The sequence below is a fragment of the Intestinibacillus sp. Marseille-P6563 genome (genome assembly GCF_900604335.1).
Taxonomy (GTDB): Bacteria; Bacillota; Clostridia; order Oscillospirales; family Butyricicoccaceae; genus Butyricicoccus_B.
This window is the reverse complement of the sequence record NZ_UWOD01000002.1, coordinates 1422501-1436915: the sequence shown is the minus strand read 5'-3', so window position 1 is coordinate 1436915 and position 14415 is coordinate 1422501. Positions and strand designations below refer to the sequence as shown.

Here is a 14415-nt window from a genome sequence, read left to right as displayed (position 1 = left end):
AATTTGTATTCTGATTGCAAATCGTATATTATACAATCCGTTATCTGATTCCATTTTGTTAAAACAGCTGACAGCCCTCCACATATTTGTGGACGACCGCCCGGTCCTCAAGCTGGTAGGCGATGCGCTCGAGCCGCTCGCGCACGGTCATGGGACGCGGCGCGGGCAGCGCGGCATCGTCCAGCACCAGCGCATCGAACGCATAACCGGGTTCGAACGCGCCCACCTTGCCAAAGAACGCGCCGCCGCCGCGGGTGGCCAGGAAAAAGGCTTCGGCAAAGGTCAGCGGCGTCAGGCTCTGGTCTGCCAGCCGCCAGCGCAGCTTGGAAACCGCAACCGCGTCGGTCAGAGCGCGGAACACCGACAAGTGTGCGCCGCCTGCCACATCGGTGCCCAGACCGATGCGCAGCCCGTCTTTCAGATACCGCCGCACGGGCGCAATCCCGCTGGCCAGATTGGTGTTGGACTGCGGACAATGGGCCACAAACACCCCGTTTTGCCGCATCGCGTCGATCTCATGGTCGGTGCAATGCACGCAGTGGGCCATGATGCACGGCCCGTTCTCCCCGAACAGGCCAAACTGGCTGTATGCTTCGCCATAGTCGGCCGTATTGGGACACAGTTCGCGTACCCAGTCGATCTCGCCCTGGTTTTCGGACAAATGGCTCTGCACCGGCAGACCGGTCTGCTGTTGCAGGTCGCCCAATCCGGCCATCAGTTCGTCGGTGCACGAGGGCGTAAAGCGCGGGGTCAGGATGGGCTTGCAGTTTGTGAGTCCCCCGACCTCGTCCAGCCAGCGGCGGGTGTCGTCCAGCGACGCGGCCGCGCTCGCTTCGCGCAGATCGTCCGGGCTGTTGCGATCCATGTTGACCTTGCCCACATAGGTGCGCAGGCCACTTTCGTCCAGCTTGCGCATCAAGATTTCGGTCGCTTCACGGTGCAGGGTGGCAAAGATGCACGCGCGCGTGGTCGCGCTGCGGCGCAGCTCCTGCGTGAACAGATCATACGCCTGCGCGGCATAGGCCGGGTCGGCATACCGTGCTTCCTCGGGGAAGGTATAGGTATTCAGCCAGTCGAGCAGTTCCATATCCATGCCGAGCGACCGGAAAGTATACTGCGGCGCATGGACGTGCAGGTCGGTGAATCCGGGCACGATCAGCTTGTCGCCGCAATCGTGCACCGGCAGCCCGGCATAGGCTTCCGGGATTTCGGCATACACGCCCGCGCAGACGCCGTCCGCGCAGACAAGATAACCGTTTTCGGTCACGTCAATCGTCTCGGGCGTGCGGCTGAACAGGATATGGCCCTTCAAGATAAAATTCGGTTTCATAAACGCCTCCTAAAAACAAAAAGCCAACTGCGGGAATGCTGCTGCAAACCCGCTCGAAAAAGCGGGCTTATAGTCAACTATTCCGGTAGTTGGTAGAAACGCTCAACCGATTATGAGCCTATATAAGCCTGAATTTTTTGGAGAAAACGCACAGCTTTCTCCGCAGATATTCACTTGCTATTGTGATTATACACCAACCCGCCCCGGGTGTCAATCGCAAAAAGCAGCCGGAGAACGCCGCAAAGCGCATTGACAGAATATATAAAAAAGCGTACAATACTTTTATCTATTTTTGAAAATTTTCACAAATAGGAGGAAGAAGTATGAAAAAGAAACTTGCCTTTTTGGTGGCAGCAGCCCTGCTGCTGACCACGCTTGCGGCCTGCGGGGGGAACGAAAACGCAGCGGACGACAACGAAAAGGCCAACCAGGATGTAGAGGTTTCGGAGTTCCAAGAGTCCGAAAAGTCCGAGCCGCGGGTGATTGAGCTCGATCCCCCGGTGATGCTCTACCAGGACGAGTATGTCACCGTAGAAGTGGTCGATCTCCACGAAAAGGTGAATTGGGACCGGATGGCCAAATGCTTAACCCTCAAGACCACCAACACCTGTGACCGTGAGGTCTTAGTCTCCATCATGGATGCTTACCTGGGCGACGAGAATGTCCAAGTGTCTACCGCAGGTGACGGTCCCGTTCTCCCTGGGAAAAACAAGACGACCTCCTACCATTTTCAGTACAAAACACAGCCAGAAACCACCGAACTGGAAAACCTGGAGGACCTGTTCCAGCTGGACGGTAAGCTGGAGATTTTTTTCTTCGATGAAGACGGCACAACGATCGTGCATTCCGTGGAACCGCTGTTTGACCTTGAGGAAGCTACCTGACAAAAAAACGCCCGAACCGGTCGGTTCGGGCGTTTTTCTTGCGATTAGAGCATGTGTGCGCGCAGTTCCTCGCCCGACTGAGCGGACAGGTACGCCGGCGCGATGTCAAAGACGGTCTTGGCGCCCGACATGCCTTCCTTGGCCATGCGGTAAGCCGCACGGGCATAGGCAACGAGGACCGAGCCGGTGAATTCCGGGTTGGAATCGAGCTGGAGGCTGTATTCGATGATGTGCTTGTTGCCGCCATGGGTCTGGCCGCTGCGGATGACAAAACCGCCATGCGGCAGACCGGCATGTTCACGCGCCAGGGTGTCGGCGTCGATGAAATGCACGGTGGTATCATAATCGGAGAAGTAGTTGGGCATCTCCTTGATTTCCTTTTCGATGCGGGCCAAATCCGCGCCTTCCTCGGCAACCACATACACCTCGCGGGTGTGCTTTTCCCGGGTGGTCAGTTCCGGATTCTTGCCAGCGCGAACGGCTTCGAGTGCTGCGGGCACCGGTACGGTATACTGACGGGCATCCTTGACGCCTTCGATGCGGCGAACGGCATCCGAATGGCCCTGGCTGACGCCGCGGCCCCAGAAGGTATAATCGTTGCCTTCGGGCAGGATGCAGCTTGCATACAGGCGATTGAGCGAGAACATACCCGGGTCCCAGCCGCACGAGATGATGCCAACCTTGCCGGCCTTCTTGGCAGCAGCGTCGACATTGGCAAAGTGCTCAGGGATGCGTGCGTGGGTATCAAAGCTGTCGATGACGTTGAACATCGCCGCATACTTGGGGGTCTGCTCGGGCAGGTCGGTCGCGCTGCCGCCGCAGATCATCAGTACGTCGATCTCGTCTTTCATGCTTTCCGCCTGGTCAACATGCAGCACCTTAGTGCCTTCGGTAGCAATGTGCAGCGCTTCGGGTGCACGACGGGTGAATACAGCTTTCAGTTCCATATCTGGGTTCTGGTGGATGGCCGCTTCTACGCCGCGGCCAAGGTTACCGTAACCCAGGATACCAATGCGAATGGACATAGTCTTTTGATCTCCTTTATGTTCGCCCGAAACGGGCAGATGATTTCTGTTTCCACTATACCATCATTGGCCGGTCTTGTCCAGAAAATGCCCGGCTGCCGCGGCAAAAAAACCGCTTATCGAGGCTGTGTCATATTGCTGCAGGCCTTGCGCATGAGTTCATAAAACGCCATACATTCCACCTGACTCATGTCCTCGGTCATTTTCTCGATGCATTCCTTTCCATGCTGGCACAGTTTGGAATACAGCGCCTGTGCCCGCTCGGTGGGATATACATCCACCGCGCGCGCATCGTCGGGGTTGCAGCAGCGTTTCACATAGCCTTCCTCTTCTAACTTGGCCAGCATTTTGGCGACCGTACCGCGGCTCATATCCATCACTTCGCACAAGTGATTTTGTGCCATACTGCCGCGTTGACAGACTGCGACCAGGAACGGCGCCTGACCACCTGTAATCCCCAAACCATCCAGGCGGCTGTTTAAAAAAATCTGTGTTTTGCGCTGCAAGATGGAAATACATTTGAGCAATTCCTGCTCGTCGATCTCTTGCATTGGCGGTTCTCCTTTCCGTTTCCCTTGCAACAATTATAGTAAACAACGTTTTTCCCCGTGTCAAGATTTTTTTGCATTTATGATTGACAATATCGCCTTTTTTCGCTACAATATGTAATGCACGAGTTTTATCTCTGCGTATTTTTTTGCTTTATTTTGTTTCCTACGAAACTTTTAAAAGTCCAAAGGAGTGATGGCATGCAAAACGAACAAATGGAAGAAAACAAGATGGGGGTCATGCCGGTCAATCGGCTGCTTCTGACCATGTCGGTCCCGATTATGATCTCCATGCTGGTGCAGGCACTATACAACGTAGTAGACAGCATTTTTGTTGCCCAGCTGAGCGAGGATGCGCTCAATGCGGTTTCGCTCGCCTTCCCCATGCAAAACCTGATGATCTCGGTCGCAACCGGTACCGGTGTTGGTATCAGCGCCCTGCTGTCCAAGAGCCTGGGCGAACACGATACCGAACGGGTACAGCGCGCCGCGCGCAACGGCGTATTTTTGGCCCTGGTCAGCTTTATCGTATTTGCGATCATCGGTGTATTCTTCTCGCGTACATTCTTTCAGCTGCAAACCGACATCCCGGCCATTGTCGACGGCGGTACTCAGTATCTGCTGATCTGTACCCTGCTGTCCTTTGGTCTGTTCGGTCAGATCTGCTTTGAGCGTCTGCTGCAATCGACCGGCAAAACCTTTTATACGATGATCACCCAGGGTCTGGGCGCGATCCTCAATATTATTTTTGACCCGTTGTTTATTTTCGGTATTGGGCCCTTCCCCAAAATGGGCGTTGCCGGCGCCGCAGCGGCCACCGTTCTGGGCCAGATCGTTGCGTTTATCGTCTCGATTTTCATCAACCACGCCAAAAACCCGGAAATCCAGCTTTCCTTCAAGGGCTTCCGGCCGCACGGCGCGACCATTGCCCGCATCTATGCGGTTGGCGTGCCCAGCATCATCATGGCGTCCATCAGCTCGGTGATGACCTTTGGCATGAACAAAATCCTGATTTCGTTCACGTCCACGGCAACGGCGGTCTTTGGCGTCTACTTCAAGCTGCAAAGCTTTGTGTTCATGCCGGTCTTTGGCCTGAACAACGGCATGGTGCCGATCATTGCGTACAACTTCGGTGCACGCAAACCGGACCGCATGAAAAAGACCTTCACTCTGGCGGTCGTCTATGCGACCCTGATTATGGTCCTCGGTTTCGCAGTCATGCAGCTGGCTCCCAACCTGATGCTCAGCTTCTTTAACGCTTCGGACAAGATGCTCGAAATCGGTGTCCCGGCGCTGCGCATTATCAGCATCAGCTTCCTGCTGGCTGGTGTGAGCGTCATCTGTTCGTCCTTCTTCCAGGCGTTGGGCCATGGCATGCTCAGCCTGTGGATTTCGGTCGTCCGTCAGCTGTTCGTATTGCTGCCGGTCGCCTATGTCCTCAGCCGCATCGGTGGTCTTTCGACTGTTTGGTGGGCCTTCCCGGTCGCCGAAGTGGTTGCCCTGATTTTGTGCGTCGTATTCCTGCGCTACGCATACCGCAAGGAGATTCACCCCTTGGAAGAAGCCGCTCAGAAAGCATAACTTTACAAAAATTTCGTTGATTCTCCTGCCAAAACGGTTCATAATAGAAGTGTTGAAAATCTTGTAACAAACAAGGAGTACATGATATGAACCATCTGGAAGAACTTCGAAGCAAAAAGGGCTTCATCTGCGATATGGACGGTGTCATCTATCACGGCAACCGTCTGCTCCCGGGCGTGACCGAATTTGTCGACTGGCTGCACCGGGAAAACAAAAGCTTTCTGTTCCTGACCAACTCGTCCGAGCGTTCGCCGCGCGAATTGCAGCAAAAGCTCGGCCGCATGGGTCTGGATGTGGACGAAAGCCATTTCTACACCTCGGCGCTGGCGACGGCTGCCTTTCTGGCTAACCAGTCGCCCGGCTGCACGGCCTATGTCATCGGCGCGCCTGGCCTGGTCAATGCCCTGTATGATGTAGGCATCACCATGAACGACGTGGACCCCGACTATGTCATTGCGGGCGAAACGACCGGCTACAACTACGAAACCATCATCAAGGCAGTCGGCTATGTGCAGCGCGGCGCACGTCTGATCGCCACCAACTCCGACCTGACCGGTCCCTCCGAGCAGGGTATTATCCCGGCGTGCCGTGCACTGGTCGCCCCCATCGAACTGGCGACCGGCAAGCAAGCTTACTATGTCGGCAAGCCCAACCCGCTGATGATGCGCACCGGCCTGCGCATGCTGGGCGTGCATTCGGAAGAAGCCGCCATGATCGGCGACCGCATGGATACCGACATCGTTGCCGGCATGGAAAGCGGCCTGGATACCGTCCTGGTGCTTTCGGGCTGCACCTCGCGCTCGGATGTGGAAAACTATGCGTACCGTCCGCGCCATATTTTAAGCGGCGTCGGCGACATCCCGCCCGCTCACGTGTAATAAAAATCTCCTGCTTCGGCAGGAGATTTTTTCTTTTCCCGGAACCAAGTGGAATGCACATCCGTCTATCTTTATAAAAGGGGTGTATTTCGGAAAGGAGTGTTTTGTATGATCCGCGAAACTTTGTCCCTGCTGTTGTCCGCCGTCCTGCCGCTGCTGTCAGCGCCCGCGGCACCCGCCTCTTCGGTCACCCAGGCCGCTGCCCCAGCGGCATTGAGTGCCCCCGCTTTTGACGATTTTTATGCCCAACGCGCCATCTGGGACCAAAATCCGGTCGACGAAACCTTTTTGACGTCCATCCGTGACTTTTCCGCCCAGACCACGGCCGGTCTGCTCACCGGTCAGGAAAATGCCTGCTACTCTCCGGCCAGCCTGTATTTTGCGCTCTCTCTAAGCGCCGCCGGTGCGGCGGGCAACACCGAAACCCAGCTGCTGGACCTGCTGAGCGCGTCTGATGTGGACACGCTCACGCAAAACTGCGGCAACCTCTACCGGGTACTGTACACCGACAACGAAGTCGGCAAAATGCAGATCGCAAACGCCCTGTGGATGGAAAGCGGCTCAGAGTTTACTCCTGCCTTCCTGCAAACCGCGTCTGAGGACTTCTATGCCTCACTGTACACCGCCGACCTGGACGCGCCTGCGACCGTTACGGCCATGGAGCAATGGGTCGCTGACCACACGGGCGGCAAGATCCAGCCCACCATCCAGCCCACCCCGGACACCATCCTGTATCTGATGAACACCATCTACCTGACCGACCAGTGGACCGCCCTGTTTGACGCCGACGAGAACACAGTCGAGCCCTTCCACTGCGCGGACGGCACGACCCCGGACGCGACCTATATGCACCGCAAAACCCTGTCCAGCTTTGTCCGCGGGGACGGCTATCTGGCCGCCGGACTCTCCCTGAAAAGCCAGGGCAGCGTCACCTTTGTCCTGCCCGATGAAGGCGTCGCGCCCGCCGACCTGCTCACCCCGGAACGCCTGTCGGCCATCCTCGCGGGCGGCACCGAGGAGCAGCAAAAATACGGCCACGTCACCTGGACGGTGCCCAAGTTCTCCTATGACAGCAAGCTGGACCTCAAGCCCATGCTGCAAGCCTGCGGCGTGACCGACCTGTTTGACGCTGAACGCGCCGACCTGTCGGATATGACGTCCCTGAAGCCCGCCTTTTTGTCTGGCGCTTCGCAGCAGACCTACATTGGCGTCAACGAGCAGGGCGTTGAGGCGGCCGCCTATACCGAACTGAGCTATGCCGGTTCAGCTGCCCCCGAGGACCAAGCCGACATGCGACTCGACCGCCCGTTCCTGTACATCATCAAAGCGACAAACGGTACCCCGCTCTTTATCGGCGTATGTGCAAATCCGACATAAGAAAAACTCCCCCAGCTGGGGGAGTTTTTTTATTGCACAATGCGATAATAGACCCGTGCCGTCAGCCAGTAGACGATGCCATACACCACCGCAAAGCCCAGGAAGCTGGCCCCGGTGCAGGCGAGCGTCAGCCCGGTGTTTTTGAGTCCAAACAGGGTGAGCAGATAGCTCATCAGCCGGAAATCAAACGCCACATGGACGGCTGCCACCAGCAGCGGCAGGAAGAACACCACCAAGATCTGTGCGTTGACCGACCGGCGCACCATTTTCTTTTCCAGACCCACGTTCTGCATGATGCGATAGCGTTCGCAGTCCTCATAGCCCTCAGATACCTGCTTGTAATACAGGATGAGCGCGGCCGCGAGCAGGAACACCAGCCCCAAAAACAGCCCCAGGAAGAAGAAGCCGCCGTTGAGCGCATAGGCGTCGGTCGCCCGGGCTGCCTTGCTTTCTACCCGATAGAACTCCCAGTGGCCGGTTTTGACACCGCGTGCAAAGTCATCCCACACTGAAATGGCCTGGGCGCAGTCGATGTTCTGCTCATCGGTGCCGTTGGTATCCACATAGGCTTCCCAGCGCATGAAACTAACGTATTCTCCGGGGTCGATCAGACCCTCGATCATGGACTGCCGTACACTCTCGTCAGCCACCACGAGTTGCACGGTTTCTTCGACTGCCGATGCCGGCATACCGACCACGGACACCTCAGCCGGGCGCACCCGGTAAGTAACTGTGTCGTCGCGTGCTGGGCCCGCAAAATGGAGGGTCAGGTCTTCCCCGACCGGGCTCTCAGCACTTACCAGCACCTCGTTTGCCGCCAGCTGCGGCACACTTTCCCCGGTAAAGCGGCTGTATTCCTCCGCCGTAAGAACAATCAGCGTGTCGTTGCCCTCGTTTGCTGTGACCTCCATGCTGCCGTCCTTCTGCCAGAACAGCTTGAGTTTGGTATAAGACAGGGTGCGCACGTTTTCCGGTTCCAGCCCTTCGGCACGGATGCCCTGCTCAACGGCGTCCAGCATGTCGTCCGGTCGGAAGGGATTCTGTGCATCCGGTGTATACCGTACTTCGATGTTGATATCCCCCGGATAGCGCCGGTCCACCAAGTCGTGTGTCCCCAAAAACAGCGATACCGTGCCCGACACCATGACCAGCACCATGGTGGACAGGATGCAGATGTTCGCCAGACCGACCGCATTGCGCTTCATGCGGTAGAGCATGCCCGAGATGGTAATAAAGGCATGCGGCCGGTAGTAAAATTTCTTGTTGGCGCGCAGCGCCTTGAGCACCGTGATGCTGACCGCCGTAAACAGGCAGTACGTGCCGATGATGACCAAGAACACGGCCACAAAATACCACGCAAATGCTTCCATGGCATCCTGCACGCGCAGCGCAATGGCATAGCCGCCCACGAGCGACGCCACGCCGATGAGGGTCAGCAGCCAGCGGGTCTTGGGCTCACGCTCGCCCGCGTTGCCCTCTCGCATGGTTTCGAGCGGATTCTGCACATGGATACGCCGCAGGTTTGCGAGCAGGCCGACAAACAAGATCGCGCAAAACAGCAGCACGGTCGTGCCGATGGCCTTACCGGACACATAGAACGAAAACCCGTTGCTAAAGTGCATCAGCCGAAAGAGCAGGAGCGTCAGCAGCTTTTGCAGCAGCATGCCCAGGGCGATGCCGCCCACAATGCCGATGACGGCCACATACAGCGTTTCCACGCCCAGCATGCAGGCGATATGCCGCTTGCCGAGCCCTAAGACATTATAAAGCCCCAGTTCTTTTTTGCGCCGTTTCATCAAAAAACTGTTGGTGTAAAACAGGAAGATGACCGCAAAAAAACCGATCACCCAATACCCGATGGACATGAATGCCGACAGATAGGCATACCGCATGTTACCGGGCAAATCCTCCGCCCTGGCCAGCGTACAGGTGATGTAAAACGCCGCCACGGTACACAGGATGGTCAGCAGATAGGGCACATAGAACTGCGCGTTCTTGCGCATGTTCTGCGCCGCCAGACGGGCATACAGCCGTTTATTCATGCCGTTCACCGCCTGTCTGCAAGACCGTGAGCGTGTCCGAAATTTTGACGAACAGCTCTTCCTCACTCATGCTGCCGCGGTAGAGCTGATGAAAGACCTCGCCGTCCTTGATGAACAGCACCCGGCTGGCATGGCTGGCCGCAACGACCGAATGGGTAACCATGAGGATAGTCTGCCCTTCGCGGTTGATCTCCCCGAACAGCCGCAGCAGATGGTCGGCCGAGCGCGAATCGAGCGCGCCGGTCGGTTCGTCCGCCAGAATGATCTGCGGGTCGGTAATGAGCGCACGCGCGACCGCGGCGCGCTGTTTTTGTCCGCCCGATACCTCATACGGGAACTTGGCCAGCAGTTCGGTCAGCCCCAGCTTGCGCGCCAGGGGTTTGAGCCGCGCTTCCATCTCGTCATACCGCTTGCCCGCCAAAACAAGCGGCAGAAAGATGTTGTCCCGCAGCGAAAAGGTGTCGAGCAAATTAAAGTCCTGAAAAACAAAGCCCAGGTTTTCGCGGCGAAACGCCGCGATTTCCCGTTCCGGGATGGCCGACAAGCTGCGGCCATTTAAGCGCACCTCGCCGCCCGTGGGGCGGTCGAGCGCGGCCAGGATGTTGAGCAGCGTGGTTTTGCCGCTGCCCGATTCCCCCATGATCGCCACATACTCGCCCGCCTCGACCGAGAAGGTCACCTGGGTCAATGCTGTCACCTTCGCTCCGCCAAAGCGAGTGGTGTAGATTTTTCCCACGTCCTGCACCTCGAGAATCGCCATTGTGATAAGCACTCCTTTCCGTTTCTGTGCCTATTATACAGCGTCCCCGCCCCGGCCTGCCATGGCTTTGCCTTACATTCCGCGGCCCGTTCCTTACATTTGTGTAAGGTTACTCGCGCGGCAGCGTCACCATGGACAAATCAATGGTCACGCGCGTGCCCTTGCCCGGCTCGGACACGATCGAAAATCCATGCCCCAGCTTTTTGAGTACCCGGCTGCACAGATATAAGCCGATCCCGGTCGATTTCTGCCCGGTGCGGCCATTGTAGCCGGTAAAGCCCTTTTCACAGATGCGCGGCAGGTCCTCGGGCGCAATGCCGATGCCGGTATCCGCAATGACCAGGGTTTGGGGCCCGTCCTGGGAAATAGTGACCGTTCCGCGGGGCGTATACTTAAGCGCATTCGATAAAAGCTGCTCAATGACAAACCCCAGCCACTTGCTGTCGGTGAGCACGGTTTCGTCCAGGCCATCATACACCAGCCCAATCTGGCTGCGGATGAACAGGGGCGCATATTTGCGCACCGCCTGCCGGACGATCTCATCGAGCGCACACGACCGAAACACAAAATCGGACGACTCGCTGTCCAGCCGCAGATATTGCAGCGCCATGTCGGCATACTGTTCGATGCGGAATAATTCGGCGGTCAGTTCCCGCCCGGCCGGATGGGGTTCCCCCTGCAAGAGCAGCCGCATGGCTGCAATCGGCGTTTTGATTTGATGCACCCACAGCGTATAATAGTCGAGCATGTCGGCGCGTTTGCGGCCGGTCTGGCTTTCCAGCAGCGCATAGGCCCGCTGCAAGTCGATCAGCGCTTGCTGATACACGGTTTCTCCCGGCGCCAGACAAGGCGGTAGGGCGTCGGCCTCCAGCGTATAGGGCAGTTTTTGCAGCGCTTCCCGCAGCCGCTCCCGCTGCCGCCAGGCGTGCAGCAGGCATAGGCCATAGACGAGCGCCCCCAGCACCAGGCACAGCAGCAGCGCATACCCAACCGCGCCCACCGGCGCGCCCTCGAGCGACAAAACCAGCGCAAAAATACCGGCAAAGCAAACCACCAGCACGGGCAGCATCCAATAGACTTTCCAATCCCGCATAGCGTTACCTCACAAAATATCCGATGCCCTTTTTGGTGCCGATGAAGTCCTCCAGCCCGAGCTGTTCGAGCTTTTTGCGCAAGCGATTGATGTTGACGGTCAAGGTATTATCGTCAATAAAGCTGTCGCTCTGCCACAGGTGGGTCATAATAGCGTCGCGCGACACGGTCTGTCCGCGCTGCTCCATGAGCAGCTTCAAAATCCGAAATTCATTGCGTGTCAGTTCGGCCTTCTGCTCCCCGACCAGCAATGTCCCTTCATTCAGGTCGAGCACGGCACCCCTGTGCTCAATTAAACTCTGCGACCCAGCAAAGTGATAGGTGCGGCGCAGCAGGGCGCGCACCTTGGCCGTCAGCACCGACAAATCAAACGGCTTGGGAATAAAATCATCGGCGCCCATATCCATGGCCATGACGATGTTCATATTATCTGCCGCAGAGGACAAAAATAAAATGGGCGCTTCGGAAATTTTCCGAATCTCCTGGCACCAGTAATACCCATTGAAAAACGGCAGGGAAATATCCAAAATTACGAGATGCGGCGCATAGTGGACAAATTCGCCGCGGATATTGGAAAAATCTTCGGCAGCCTTGGCTTCCAGCCCCCAGCGGATGAGCTCTTTGGTCACCGCGCCCGCGATGATGGGATCGTCCTCCACGACCAGGATTTTATACATGGTGCATCCCTCCCCGGAAAAAATAAAAAAGGTCAATCCGAAGTTGGATTGACCTTTTATCAAGGTGGAGCTGTTGAACAGATTCGAACTGTCGACCTCTTCCTTACCAAGGAAGTGCTCTGCCTGCTGAGCTACAACAGCAAATGGCGACCCGGAAGGGACTTGAACCCTCGACCTCTGGCGTGACAGGCCAGCGCTCTAACCGACTGAGCTACCGGGCCATTTTGGCAGGGGCAGTAGGGATCGAACCCACGGCACGCGGTTTTGGAGACCGCTGCTCTACCAGCTGAGCTATACCCCTATGTTGTGTATAGCAAGAAAACACTGAAGTTTTCTTTGCCAACTTTCTTTTTCAAAAGAAAGAAGGTGGTGGGCCTTCAGGGACTCGAACCCAGGACCGGACGGTTATGAGCCGTCTGCTCTAACCAACTGAGCTAAAGGCCCTTATCCTTGAAAGCAGATAGAAAATTTGCCGCCACTTTGTTGTCAGCAGCGGCAAACTCTGTCTTATTGGCTCCTCAAGTTGGACTCGAACCAACGACCCTGCGGTTAACAGCCGCATGCTCTACCGACTGAGCTATTGAGGAATATACAGGCATGCTCATTTTCATGAGCATGCTTTGGTGTAGGCGCTGAGTTATCTTCCCGGGCCGTCGCCAGCCAAGTATTGTCACCGTAAGCGAGCTTAACTACTGTGTTCGGGATGGGAACAGGTGTACCCTCGCCACCATTAACACCTACTTACTTTCTTGTGTACAAGAAAGTAAGCAAAGAAAACTTTACTTGCGCTTCGCGCTTTTCTTGCACACGGCTTCGCAGCTTTTAAACTATAACATATCGTCATCGTTTTGTCAAGACTTTTTTGGTGACCCGTGGGGGAATCGAACCCCCGTTTGCGGCGTGAGAGGCCGCCGTCTTGACCGCTTGACCAACGGGCCACATCTGGTCTTTACGCAGCTACAAAGATCTTCCCTGTGTTATACAGGTATTTTCTTTTTTGCTTTCTTTTTTCTTTTTATCAAAGAAAAAAGAAAGTGGTGCACCATCGGGGACTCGAACCCAGGACCCACTGATTAAGAGTCAGTTGCTCTACCAACTGAGCTAATGGTGCATGTGAAAGGTTTGCACCCTGAAAACTGAACAATACTTACTCGCAATCGCTTTTTTATCGAGATGCTTTTTCCTAATTCATTTTAGGTCAAGCCCTCGGCCTATTAGTATCAGTCCGCTGCACGTGTTACCACGCTTCCACTCCTGACCTATCAACCACATAGTCTACGTGGGGCCTTACTCCCGAAGGATGGGAATACTTATCTCGAGGGAAGTTTCACGCTTAGATGCCTTCAGCGTTTATCTCGTCCGTACTTAGCTACCCAGCTATGCCCTTGGCAGAACAACTGGTGCACCAGAGGTACGTCCACCCCGGTCCTCTCGTACTAAGGGCAGCTCCTCTCAATATTCCTACGCCCGCAACAGATAGGGACCGAACTGTCTCACGACGTTCTGAACCCAGCTCGCGTACCGCTTTAATTGGCGAACAGCCAAACCCTTGGGACCGAATTCAGCCCCAGGATGCGATGAGCCGACATCGAGGTGCCAAACCTCCCCGTCGATGTGGACTCTTGGGGGAGATCAGCCTGTTATCCCCAGGGTAGCTTTTATCCGTGGAGCGACGGCATTTCCATTCACATCCCGCCGGATCCCTAACTCCAACTTTCGTTACTGCTCGAACCGTCATTCTCGCAGTTAGGCTCGCTTTTGCGTTTACACTCATTGCACGATTTCCGTCCGTGCTGAGCGAACCTTTGAGCGCCTCCGTTACCTTTTAGGAGGCGACCGCCCCAGTCAAACTGCCCACCTGACAGTGTCCCCCGACCAGATTCATGGCCGCAGGTTAGAATTCCAGTATCCCAAGAGTGGTATCCCAAGGTTGACTCCACACAAGCTGGCGCCCGTGCTTCCAAGCCTCCCACCTATCCTGTACATGGAATACCGAAATCCAATATCAAGCTACAGTGAAGCTCCATGGGGTCTTTCCGTCTAGTTGCGGGAAACCGGCATCTTCACCGGTACTACAATTTCGCCGGGCGGGCTGTTGAGACAGTGCCCAAATCGTTACGCCATTCGTGCGGGTCAGAACTTACCTGACAAGGAATTTCGCTACCTTAGGACCGTTATAGTTACGGCCGCCGTTTACTGGGGCTTAAGTTCGCACCTTCGC

At 56.1% G+C, this 14415-nt stretch carries 11 protein-coding genes, 7 tRNA genes, 2 rRNA genes and 1 riboswitch (1 of these 21 cut by a window edge); of the genes, 4 read left to right on the top strand and 16 right to left on the bottom strand.

What is annotated here, in order from left to right; all coding sequences use genetic code 11:
* Nucleotides 1–58: 58 nt before the first annotated feature.
* Nucleotides 59–1330, bottom strand: a complete 1272-nt coding sequence (locus tag EFB11_RS15275) for an amidohydrolase family protein (protein WP_122791167.1) — start codon at nt 1328–1330, stop codon at nt 59–61.
* A gap of 50 nt (nt 1331–1380) precedes the next feature.
* Nucleotides 1381–1476: riboswitch (purine riboswitch) on the bottom strand.
* A 177-nt stretch (nt 1477–1653) separates the two neighbouring features.
* Here EFB11_RS15275 and EFB11_RS15270 point away from each other — a divergent pair.
* Nucleotides 1654–2214, top strand: a complete 561-nt coding sequence (locus EFB11_RS15270) for a hypothetical protein (protein WP_122791166.1) — start codon at nt 1654–1656, stop codon at nt 2212–2214.
* A gap of 44 nt (nt 2215–2258) precedes the next feature.
* Here the strand turns inward: EFB11_RS15270 and EFB11_RS15265 are convergent, their stop codons facing one another.
* A complete protein-coding gene (locus tag EFB11_RS15265) occupies nt 2259–3239 on the bottom strand; it encodes a diaminopimelate dehydrogenase (RefSeq protein WP_122791165.1) in 981 nt (326 codons plus the stop codon).
* A gap of 116 nt (nt 3240–3355) precedes the next feature.
* Complete coding sequence (locus EFB11_RS15260) at nt 3356–3790, bottom strand: MarR family winged helix-turn-helix transcriptional regulator (protein WP_122791164.1); 435 nt, start codon at nt 3788–3790, stop codon at nt 3356–3358.
* 198 nt (nt 3791–3988) lie between these two features.
* On the opposite strand from EFB11_RS15260, the gene EFB11_RS15255 reads away from it, so the two are divergent.
* The 3 genes from EFB11_RS15255 (at nt 3989) to EFB11_RS15245 (ending at nt 7623) form a co-directional block, all read left to right on the top strand.
* The gene (locus tag EFB11_RS15255) at nt 3989–5368 is read left to right on the top strand and encodes an MATE family efflux transporter (protein WP_122791163.1); all 1380 of its coding nucleotides are present in this window, start codon (nt 3989–3991) and stop codon (nt 5366–5368) included.
* Between the two features lie 86 nt (nt 5369–5454).
* On the top strand, nt 5455–6246 hold the full coding sequence (locus tag EFB11_RS15250; protein WP_122791162.1) for an HAD-IIA family hydrolase: 792 nt from the start codon (nt 5455–5457) through the stop codon (nt 6244–6246).
* Nucleotides 6247–6354: 108 nt separating this feature from the next.
* Complete coding sequence (locus EFB11_RS15245) at nt 6355–7623, top strand: serpin family protein (protein WP_122791161.1); 1269 nt, start codon at nt 6355–6357, stop codon at nt 7621–7623.
* A gap of 29 nt (nt 7624–7652) precedes the next feature.
* Here EFB11_RS15245 and EFB11_RS15240 read toward each other — a convergent pair whose 3' ends face one another.
* From EFB11_RS15240 to EFB11_RS15180, 13 genes are all read right to left on the bottom strand, one after another.
* Nucleotides 7653–9665, bottom strand: coding sequence for an FtsX-like permease family protein (locus EFB11_RS15240; protein WP_122791160.1), 2013 nt, complete (start codon nt 9663–9665; stop codon nt 7653–7655).
* Nucleotides 9658–10425 (bottom strand): ABC transporter ATP-binding protein, encoded by a 768-nt coding sequence (locus tag EFB11_RS15235; RefSeq protein ID WP_122791159.1) that lies wholly within the window; start codon nt 10423–10425, stop codon nt 9658–9660. Before EFB11_RS15235 ends, EFB11_RS15240 begins: the two co-directional genes overlap by 8 nt.
* A 109-nt stretch (nt 10426–10534) precedes the next feature.
* A complete protein-coding gene (locus EFB11_RS15230; RefSeq protein ID WP_122791158.1) occupies nt 10535–11518 on the bottom strand; it encodes a sensor histidine kinase in 984 nt (327 codons plus the stop codon).
* 4 nt (nt 11519–11522) lie between these two features.
* Nucleotides 11523–12194 carry a response regulator transcription factor gene (locus EFB11_RS15225; protein WP_122791157.1) on the bottom strand — a complete coding sequence of 224 codons (672 nt, stop codon included), beginning with the start codon at nt 12192–12194 and terminating at the stop codon, nt 11523–11525.
* Nucleotides 12195–12259: 65 nt separating this feature from the next.
* Nucleotides 12260–12335: transfer RNA gene (locus tag EFB11_RS15220), tRNA-Thr, on the bottom strand.
* 3 nt (nt 12336–12338) lie between these two features.
* A tRNA-Asp gene (locus EFB11_RS15215) sits at nt 12339–12415 on the bottom strand.
* A 4-nt stretch (nt 12416–12419) separates the two neighbouring features.
* A tRNA-Trp gene (locus tag EFB11_RS15210) sits at nt 12420–12495 on the bottom strand.
* A 66-nt stretch (nt 12496–12561) separates the two neighbouring features.
* Nucleotides 12562–12638: transfer RNA gene (locus EFB11_RS15205), tRNA-Ile, on the bottom strand.
* 67 nt (nt 12639–12705) lie between these two features.
* Nucleotides 12706–12781, bottom strand: a tRNA-Asn gene (locus EFB11_RS15200).
* 37 nt (nt 12782–12818) lie between these two features.
* Nucleotides 12819–12935 (bottom strand): 5S ribosomal RNA (gene rrf / locus EFB11_RS15195).
* A 122-nt stretch (nt 12936–13057) separates the two neighbouring features.
* Nucleotides 13058–13132: transfer RNA gene (locus tag EFB11_RS15190), tRNA-Glu, on the bottom strand.
* 97 nt (nt 13133–13229) lie between these two features.
* Nucleotides 13230–13305 (bottom strand) — tRNA-Lys (locus EFB11_RS15185).
* Nucleotides 13306–13388: 83 nt separating this feature from the next.
* A 23S ribosomal RNA gene (locus EFB11_RS15180) occupies nt 13389–14415 on the bottom strand; it runs 1810 nt beyond the window's last position.

Bases quoted from the DNA above. Each gene is read 5' to 3' on its own strand.
- EFB11_RS15275 (WP_122791167.1), bottom strand. From the start codon at position 1,330: ATGAAACCGAATTTTATCTTGAAGGGCCATATCCTGTTCAGCCGCACG.
- EFB11_RS15270 (WP_122791166.1), top strand. From the start codon at position 1,654: ATGAAAAAGAAACTTGCCTTTTTGGTGGCAGCAGCCCTGCTGCTGACC.
- EFB11_RS15265 (WP_122791165.1), bottom strand. From the start codon at position 3,239: ATGTCCATTCGCATTGGTATCCTGGGTTACGGTAACCTTGGCCGCGGC.
- EFB11_RS15260 (WP_122791164.1), bottom strand. From the start codon at position 3,790: ATGCAAGAGATCGACGAGCAGGAATTGCTCAAATGTATTTCCATCTTG.
- EFB11_RS15255 (WP_122791163.1), top strand. From the start codon at position 3,989: ATGCAAAACGAACAAATGGAAGAAAACAAGATGGGGGTCATGCCGGTC.
- EFB11_RS15250 (WP_122791162.1), top strand. From the start codon at position 5,455: ATGAACCATCTGGAAGAACTTCGAAGCAAAAAGGGCTTCATCTGCGAT.
- EFB11_RS15245 (WP_122791161.1), top strand. From the start codon at position 6,355: ATGATCCGCGAAACTTTGTCCCTGCTGTTGTCCGCCGTCCTGCCGCTG.
- EFB11_RS15240 (WP_122791160.1), bottom strand. From the start codon at position 9,665: ATGAATAAACGGCTGTATGCCCGTCTGGCGGCGCAGAACATGCGCAAG.
- EFB11_RS15235 (WP_122791159.1), bottom strand. From the start codon at position 10,425: ATGGCGATTCTCGAGGTGCAGGACGTGGGAAAAATCTACACCACTCGC.
- EFB11_RS15230 (WP_122791158.1), bottom strand. From the start codon at position 11,518: ATGCGGGATTGGAAAGTCTATTGGATGCTGCCCGTGCTGGTGGTTTGC.
- EFB11_RS15225 (WP_122791157.1), bottom strand. From the start codon at position 12,194: ATGTATAAAATCCTGGTCGTGGAGGACGATCCCATCATCGCGGGCGCG.